9 protein-coding genes are annotated in these 7,905 nt (G+C 72.2%); 7 read left to right on the top strand and 2 right to left on the bottom strand.

Translation table 11 applies throughout. From position 1 onward, the window contains the following. Positions 1-112 precede the first annotated feature (112 nt). A complete protein-coding gene (locus ACZ53N_RS35475; RefSeq protein ID WP_469144872.1) occupies positions 113-241 on the top strand; it encodes a hypothetical protein in 129 nt (42 codons plus the stop codon). A gap of 5 nt (positions 242-246) precedes the next feature. On the opposite strand, the gene ACZ53N_RS35470 is transcribed toward ACZ53N_RS35475, so the two are convergent. Next, positions 247-1,008 (bottom strand): DUF2690 domain-containing protein, encoded by a 762-nt coding sequence (locus tag ACZ53N_RS35470; RefSeq protein ID WP_469144871.1) that lies wholly within the window; start codon positions 1,006-1,008, stop codon positions 247-249. A gap of 144 nt (positions 1,009-1,152) precedes the next feature. On the opposite strand from ACZ53N_RS35470, the gene ACZ53N_RS35465 reads away from it, so the two are divergent. Next, positions 1,153-2,412 carry a VWA domain-containing protein gene (locus ACZ53N_RS35465; protein ID WP_469144870.1) on the top strand — a complete coding sequence of 420 codons (1,260 nt, stop codon included), beginning with the start codon at positions 1,153-1,155 and terminating at the stop codon, positions 2,410-2,412. Then, entirely contained in the window at positions 2,412-3,179 is a 768-nt protein-coding gene (locus tag ACZ53N_RS35460) for a hypothetical protein (RefSeq protein ID WP_469144869.1), read from the top strand. The genes ACZ53N_RS35465 and ACZ53N_RS35460 overlap by 1 nt, the downstream gene beginning before the upstream one ends. Before the next feature lie 120 nt (positions 3,180-3,299). On the opposite strand, the gene ACZ53N_RS35455 is transcribed toward ACZ53N_RS35460, so the two are convergent. Beyond that, positions 3,300-4,256, bottom strand: coding sequence for a trypsin-like serine peptidase (locus ACZ53N_RS35455; RefSeq protein ID WP_469144868.1), 957 nt, complete (start codon positions 4,254-4,256; stop codon positions 3,300-3,302). 260 nt (positions 4,257-4,516) lie between these two features. On the opposite strand from ACZ53N_RS35455, the gene ACZ53N_RS35450 reads away from it, so the two are divergent. The 4 genes from ACZ53N_RS35450 (at position 4,517) to ACZ53N_RS35435 (ending at position 7,764) form a co-directional block, all read left to right on the top strand. After that, positions 4,517-4,900 (top strand): hypothetical protein, encoded by a 384-nt coding sequence (locus ACZ53N_RS35450; protein WP_469144867.1) that lies wholly within the window; start codon positions 4,517-4,519, stop codon positions 4,898-4,900. A gap of 434 nt (positions 4,901-5,334) precedes the next feature. Next, the gene (locus ACZ53N_RS35445; RefSeq protein WP_130881230.1) at positions 5,335-5,820 is read left to right on the top strand and encodes a helix-turn-helix domain-containing protein; all 486 of its coding nucleotides are present in this window, start codon (positions 5,335-5,337) and stop codon (positions 5,818-5,820) included. 5 nt (positions 5,821-5,825) lie between these two features. Continuing rightward, the gene (locus tag ACZ53N_RS35440; protein WP_469144866.1) at positions 5,826-6,560 is read left to right on the top strand and encodes a hypothetical protein; all 735 of its coding nucleotides are present in this window, start codon (positions 5,826-5,828) and stop codon (positions 6,558-6,560) included. Then, the gene (locus ACZ53N_RS35435) at positions 6,553-7,764 is read left to right on the top strand and encodes an MAB_1171c family putative transporter (protein ID WP_469144865.1); all 1,212 of its coding nucleotides are present in this window, start codon (positions 6,553-6,555) and stop codon (positions 7,762-7,764) included. The genes ACZ53N_RS35440 and ACZ53N_RS35435 overlap by 8 nt, the downstream gene beginning before the upstream one ends. The last annotated feature ends 141 nt before the right edge of the window (positions 7,765-7,905 follow it).

Genomic DNA, 7,905 nt, shown 5'->3' with positions numbered 1-7,905 from the left:
CAGCAGGGCGTCCAGGTTGTTCGTCACACAACGATCTTGGACGCCCTGTCTGCGTTCCCGGACACACCGTCAGCATTCGGAATGACTCGTCTAGGCCCGCGGCCATCCCACGGTGACGCAGGAAGACCTCCTCGCGAAGGGGAGGTCTTCGTCGCGGACAGGGGAGAGCTACGAGGCGGACGGGTACGGCTTCACCCTGCTCATGCCGTCGCTGCCCGTGCACGCCTCCATGTCGCGGTAGGCGACTCAGACCTCGGCATGCCGCGGCAGCCCCTTCGAGGGCAGCATGGGGGTGCGCGCCGACCCGATCACCGCCGGATCCCCCAGCAATCGGTCGCGCTTGAGCGACAGGGCGTCTCCGCCGCCCGATTTCACATGGACGGAGACGACCTTGTCCGCGCCCGACCCGATTCCCGCCCACAACGCCTGGCAATACGCGCTGTGGTACAGGTAGATCAGCCCCTCCGCGCTCTTGACGGCCGAGGCCACCTCGGCGTCACCGAGGCACTGGAACTCCCGCGGATCCTTCCCCTCGCACGTGCCGTTCCGGCAGCGCTTCGCCGCACCGGCGGCGGACGGCCCGTCCGGCCCCCGACCGTCGAAGTACCGCGCCCCGGCAAGACCCCCGGCCGCCAGGAGCACCGCCACCGCGGCGGCCGTCGCGACGCGGAACGACCGCGTGCGCCACCGGGAAGGAGGCTCGCGGTCCGGCCCGGAGGCAGGGACGTCCGCGACGGAGAGCCGCTTGTGGGCCTCCAGCCAGGCCCCGGTGTTGTGCTCCTCTCCGCAGTAGCGCAGGAACGCCGTCAGCGTCTCCACTCGCGGCAACGCCTCATGCCGCAACGCGTCGGCCAGCGTGCTGCGCGCCAGCACGTCCCCCCGCGCCGCCGCCCGCTCCTCCAACTGCCGAAAGGTCAACCCGGACCGAGCCTTGAGCCGCCGCATCGAAGCGACGAACTCGGCGGCGTCCCGAGCCCCGTGCGGCGCCGACTCTCCCGGACTCCCCATACCCTCCATCCTCGCCGCGGCCGGGGTTCAGGACAACGGATGCGACGTGGTGGGCAACGCCGGCCCCCGCGCCGCGGTCCGGCCGGCCCGCGCCCGCACCTCGCGTTTTGGGGCTGCCGCCCGGTGCTCACTAGGATCATTTGGATGATCATCAGAAAACGGCTGGCGGCGGGCGCGTGCGCCCTGCTCGCCGCCTTGGCCGCGGGAACCGCGCCGGCGAACGCCGCCGACGAACCCTCCAAGAACTCCCCGAAGGTCGAGCTCGTGCTCGACGTCAGTGGCTCGATGCGCGCCCGGGACGTGGACGGGCAGTCGCGCATGGCGGCGGCCCAGCAGGCGTTCAACGAGGTGATCGACGCCGTTCCGGACGATGTGCGGCTCGGCATTCGCACCCTCGGCGCCAACTACCCCGGTGACGACAAGGAGCTGGGCTGCAAGGACAGCAAGCAGTTGTACCCCGTCGGGCCGGTGAACCGGACCGAGGCCAAGGCGGCTGTCGCCACGCTGCGGCCCACGGGCTGGACGCCCATCGGGTACGCGCTGCGCGGTGCGGACGCCGACCTCGACGTCGGGGGCGGTACGCGCAGGATCGTGCTCATCACCGACGGCGAGGACTCCTGCGGGCAGCCCGACCCCTGTGACGTGGCCCGGGAACTGGCTGCCAAGGGCACCCACTTGACCGTCGACACCCTGGGGCTGGCCCACGACGACAAGACGCGCGAGCAGCTCAGCTGCATCGCCGAGGCCACCGGTGGGACGTACACCACCGTGCGGCACACCAAGGAGCTGTCCGGCCGCATCAAGCAGCTCGTGCGGCGTGCGGCCGACCCCGTCGAGACGCCCAAGGCGACCCAGGGCGCGGCCGAGTGCGCGAAGGCGCCCGAACTCGGTGCCGGTGTCTACACCGACCGCTCGACCTTCGGCCAGCACCGCTGGTACCGCGTCAAGGTGACGCCCGGCCAGGAGCTGCGCACGTCGGTGAGCGTCGCTGCGGATCGCGCCGTCGATCCCGACTACGGGGTGCTGGTGCGCGCCGTGGACGACAGCGGCCGGGAGCTGGTGCGTGGCACCGACGCGGGCAGCGGGCGGACCGACGTCATGTCAGCGGGCCTGCGCTACCCGATCGCCGAGGGGAAGAAGGGCGAGGACAAGCAGGCGCGGACCGTCTGTTTGGAGGTCTCGCACTCCTTCTCCGCCCCCGCCTCCGTCAAGCGTGACCCCGGTCTCCCCGTAGAGCTGGCCGTCGACCTCGTCGACGCCCCGGACGACCCCTCCGACCTGGCCGCCTTCGGCCTCGGCCGGGGCTGGGTGCTGCTGGTCGTACTGGTCCTGACCGGTCTGATCGCCGGTCTGCTCTGGGGCTGGCTGTCCCGCTGGCGTGTCTCGGTGTGGAGGACGAACTGATGCGTACGACACGAGTGCTGACCTCCGTGCTGCTCGCCGCGGCCGCCCTGTTCGCCTCCGCGACGGCCGCCACGGCGGACGACGCGAGCCCGAGCCCCTCCGCCACCGAGCGGGACGCGCCCACCGAGGCCGGAACCACCTTCCGCACCGCGACGGCGGTCAAGCAGGGCCAGAAGGCCACGGCCGACGCGTCCACCGGTGACTACCTCTACTGGCAGTTCCCCGCCGGGGCGGGCCAGCGGCCGATCGTCAAGGCGACGGTGAAGCTGCCGGAATCGGCCGCGCGGCACGGCTCGGCCACCTGGCAGCTGGACGTCTTCGACGGGCTGCGCCGCCGTCAGGCGTGCGCCGCCGGAGTGCCGACCAACAAGGCATCGGCCCAGGACGCCACGGTGACCGTGACCTGCCACCTGCGAACCGTACGGCCCTGGTCCGAGCGCTGGGCCAACGACCCGCTCCCCGGGGCGTACTACATCAGGCTCACCGTCACCGACATCCCCGACCGCGACCTCGGGCAGCCCGTACGGGCCGAGGTCGAGGCGACCGCGAACGACGCCGGCGGACCGCGCGCGGAGGGCGGCGAGCTGGGCGCCCCGCTGCACGCGGCGGCCGTCTCCGAACCCGAGGACGGCTGGAACGGCGGCTGGTTCTCGGACCGCTGGGTGTGGACCGTGGGCGGCGCCGTGCTCGGCGCGCTCGCTGCCATCGGCGGGTACACCCTCACCCGACGGCCCCGCTGGACCACCCGTCCCCCCGCGGGGAGCTGAGTTCCCGGCGGTCCACCCACCCCTCCCGACGCGCCCGTGGTCCTCGTGACCACGGGCGCGTCCCGCTGCGCGCCGCCCTCACACGGACTCGTTCACGCGGACTCGTTTACAGGGGCTCGTTCACGCGGACGCGGGACGGGCGGGCGGATCGCCGTGGACGGCGTGCAGATACAGGGCGAGCAGGTCGCGGGTGAAGTACGAGCTGTAGGAAATGTCCGGTGTGTCACCACCGGTGTGGTAGCCGCCGATGACGCCGATCAGCGCGTACCCTCGCGGGCCGCGCACCAGGAACGGCCCGCCCGAGGTGCCGCCCACATAGCCCGCGCAGGGGATCTCCAGGAAGTCACCCGGCGCGCCCGGGTCCGTGCTGGTGTAGCGGTGTGTGGCGGAGCTGCAGTCCAGGGGTTTGGGGTACTTGGTGTCGCTGTTGCCGGGATAGCCGATCAGTCGCACGTCGTCGTGCCGGTAGCCCGGGTAGGGCAGCAGGTCGAAGCCGCCGACGGCGCTCTGCACCTCCGTGCCGTCCTCGCGGGTACCGAGCCGGACCACCGTGTAGTCCCAGCGGGCGCCACCGCCCGTACCGAGGTCGTAGTAGCGCTGATCGATGTAGATCAGCTCGACCGGGAAGACGCCGTGCGGCTTGAGGCCGTCGTGATACTGCGGCACGAACGACAGCCGCAGCTTCGGGCTCGGCGACCGAAGACAGTGCGCGGCGCTGACCACGAGGTCGCGGTGCGGGCTGCGGACCACCGTCCCGCCGCAGAACCGGCCCACGTTCTGCCCGTCGGTCCAGAAGAAGGTGCCCACCTGCGGAAGTCCGTCGAAGGGGCGGCTGGGCGGCACCGGCTCGTCCGCGACGGCCGGCTGCCGCTTCCCGCCGGTGGCCACCGGCCGCGCCGCCGCCATCCGCTCGGGCGTCCAGTAGGCGTCGGCCGAGGCGGCCGCGGCTCTCCCGGGCGAGCCGCCCGCAGCCGTGGCGACCGGGGCCGTGGCGAGCGCGGCCGGGCCGGGGAGTGTCGCGGCCAGCAGCCCGAGGAACAGGGCCGCGAGGCCGCGCAGGGCGAAACGTCTGTCCATGAACGGGTTCCTCTCTGATACCGATCTGATGCCGATACACATCCGCCGATGCACATCCGCCGATTCCGAGGCGCCGATGACGGACGGGCGTACGGGAGTGCGGACACGTACGAGGCGAGCGTGACACCACCGGGTCGCGCAAGCGAGACACGCGACACACGGGACGACATCACCCGTTCGAATAGGGCCGAGCGGTACCCTGTCGCGGCGGGGATGTGTCCGACTGCGAAGATTCCGACTGCAGGGTGGGGAGTTGGCTCATGGTCGATCCGTTGTCTCTGGGCGCGATCACGACCGCGGTGACCGCCGCCGCGGGTTCCGTCGGCACCGAGGCGGGACGCCAGGCGTGGGGCTCCCTCGTGGACCTCGCCCGCCGCACCTTCGGCCGGGAGAGAGACGACGACAGTGCCACGGCCATGCTCCCCCTCGACCCCGCCGACGACGAGCAGGTCCGGTCGCTGTCCGCGCTGCTCTTCGCGCAGGCACTCCAGAACCCGGGCTTCGCCGCGGAGTTCCGGGCCTGGGCCGAGAGCGCCCGGCCGCACCTGAGCGTCGACAACAGCCAGGTGAACAACTCCGTTTCCGGGAACGCCCGGATCGGCCGTCTGGTCCAGGGCAGGGACATCACCTGGACGTCCAACTAGCGCCTGTCCGGCGGACCTTCGTGGATCAGCGAGCGGCTCGGGGTGCCCCGGTGCCAGGCGTCGGGAGCCCGCGACGATCCGCCGGACAGGCCCTGGCGTAGTCGGCCCCGTGCGGCACCCGCCGGAGCCGCCCTGCCGCCCCCTGCGCCCCGCCTGACCGCGAGGGCGCTCTTCGGCGTGCCCGGAAGGCCCGGACCGTCCTCGTCCCGGGGCCCGCCGCGATCCGGTCGGGGAATGTTCCCGAAACCCTCGACGCTTCCCTGTCGACCAGCTTGTTCACCGGTCCATCAACTCCTGGTTAAGTCGCGGACCCGCCTTTCCTGAGGGGTGGACTAGTGCGAGGCGTTCTTCCCGTGGCAGGATGCCTATCGCGGCCGGGGCGGGCTTAACTGGCCGTGAGGTGCCGTGGAGGAAGAGTCCGAAGGACGGAGCAGATGGCAGTCGGGGGCGACAGGTCGGCAGGTGACGTGGGCAGCCCGCTCGCGGAGCGGCTCAACTACCTGTTCGCGAACATGCATCCGCCGGGGGCGCCGTACACCAACGGGCACGTGGCCGAGGAGATCAGCCGCGGCACCGAGGAGTACGGCGGGATCACGCTGACCGAGCAGTATCTGTCGATGCTGCGCAACGGCCGACGGGCCAACCCCAGCCCGGATGTGCTGCGGGCGCTGGCGAAGTTCTTCGCCGTGCCGGTCGGCTATCTGATGGGCGACCTCTCGGCCTCCCAGGCCGCGCGGGTCGAGGAGGAGGTCCGGTTCCTCGTCGCCATGAGGGATCAGCGCGTCAGGGGCATCGCCCTGCGTTCGGTGGGACTGCCGCCGGAAGTGCAGGACAGCCTCACCACGATCATCTGTCAGTTCCGGCAGCAGATGAATCTGCCCGCCGACCCGCCCGACGCGGGCGGTGACGGACGCCCGTGACCGTCATGGCGGATGACCGGCTCTTCTATACCTGGCGGCGTTCCGAGGACGAGGACGGTGCAAGCATGCGTGTGGGGCGGATACGGCGACGGTGCAAGCAGCTCATCCATGAGCTGGCGCTGCCCGCGTCGACCGATCTCCAGGGCATGTGCGACGTCGTCGCGCGCCGGGTGGGCCGTCCCATCCGTCTGGTGCCGATGAGCCTGGACGGCGTCGTCTCGGGCATGACGGCCACCACCGACGACGCGTTCTGGGTGTTCTACGAGCAGAAGACCTCGCCCTGGCACCAGGTGCACATCGTGCTGCACGAGATCGGGCACCTGATCCTCGGCCACGACCAGGACCCGGCCGTCACCGAGGACGCGCTCAAGATGTGGACGCCGTCGGTCGACGTGGCCACCGCCATGCGCCGGATGGGCCTCACGATGGGGCTCGCCCGTCACCACTGCTACGACAACCTCACCGAGCGCGAGACCGAGATCCTCGGCACCCTCCTCATGGAGCGGGTGGTGCCTCCGCCGCCGGGCCAGGACCTGCCGCTGGAGGGCCAGGCGGCCGAGCTCGCCGCCTCGCTGGGGCCCGCGCTCCAGCACGTGCGCCGCCAACTGCGCGAAGGGGGCGCCGTACGCCCCGAGACGGGCATCGGTCCGCGCGACGACACCCGTGCGGGCGCGCACGACAACGACACCGACGACCGCGGCGACGCCACACGGGACAGGGGAGGGGACGCCGGTGTTTGACGCCCTCTACCTCACTTTCAGCGCCATCGCCTGGGCCATCGTCGGCTACAAGGCCCGTGCCTGGTTCCGCGACCGCGGCAATACCGACCTCGGCCTCACCGCCCTCATGACCTCGGGCGTCCCCATCGTCTTCCTCTTCTCCGCGCCCAGCGTCTACCGCTGGTTCGACCGGCTGACGGGCGTGGCCAATCTGGCGATGGTCTTCCTGTACTCCGCGGTCGTGCTCTTCGCCTCCGGCGCCACGGTGCTGCTGCTGCGCTGGACCGGTCGAGGCGACGAGGCGGCCAAGGCCCGCGCGGCCGCCCGGTCCCGGTTCGCCGTGATCACCGTGGCCGTGGCGTGGACCGCCGCGATCGTCTGCTTCGCCGTCGGCCGCCCCGACGCCGTCGAGCACCCCCGCGACTTCTCCACCGCCTACGCCGACGCGCCCGGTGTCGTCGCCTTCCTGGTGCTGTATCTGACCATCTTCGGCGTCAGCCTCGCCGGACTCGGCACCCTGTGCCCGCGCTACGCCGCCCAACTCGGCCGCTCCTGGCTCGCCAAGGGCCTGCGGACGCTGGCCGCCGGCTGCTGGCTCGGCCTGCTGTACTGCGCCTGCAAGCTGGTCGGATTCGTGCTCAGCTGGGCCGGCCACGAGATGTACTGGCTCTCCAACGGGGTCGCGCCGATGAGTGCCTCGGTGGCCGCCCTGCTGGTCCTCCTGGGTTTCTCGCTGCCCGCCGTCGGCCCCCGGGCCGCCGCCTGGCGCCGGCTGCGCCGGCTCGGCCCGCTGTGGCGGGCCGTCACCGAGCACGCCCCCGAGGTCACCATCGGGGAGTCGCGCTGGAGCCGCCGCTGGCCGGTCGCCGACCTGGAGTGGCGGGCCAACCGTCAGATGGCGGAGATCCGCGACATCCAGCGTGGCATCCGACGCCATGTGGAGCCCGAGACCCTCGTCATCGCCCGGCGGAAGGCGACCGCCGCCGCGCTCGACGAGCGCCGGCTCGCCGCGGTGGTGGAGGCCGCGGCCCTGCGCCGGGGCCTGGCGAACCAGATCACCGGACATGTGCCGACGCCGCACGCCGACAGCGTGGTGGTCACCGTCAGCGCCGATCCGGCCGAGGAACACGAGCACTTGGCGCGCGTCGCCGACGTCTACCACGACCCCATGGTCGACGAGGTGCTCACCGAACTGCGCGAGTCCTGCTCGGCCCGCCTGCTATGACGGCGGGCCCCACAGACGAGGCGGCCATGGACGGGGGTCAAGGCCGCCTGCGACACAGGCCGGGGGGGGGGGGGGGGGGGGGGGGGGGGGGGGGGGGGGAGGGGGGGGGGGGGGGGGGGGGGGAGGGGGGGAGGGCAGCCT

This window comes from Streptomyces sp. NPDC033229, assembly GCF_055576875.1.
This window is presented reverse-complemented; position numbering and strand designations above follow the sequence as displayed.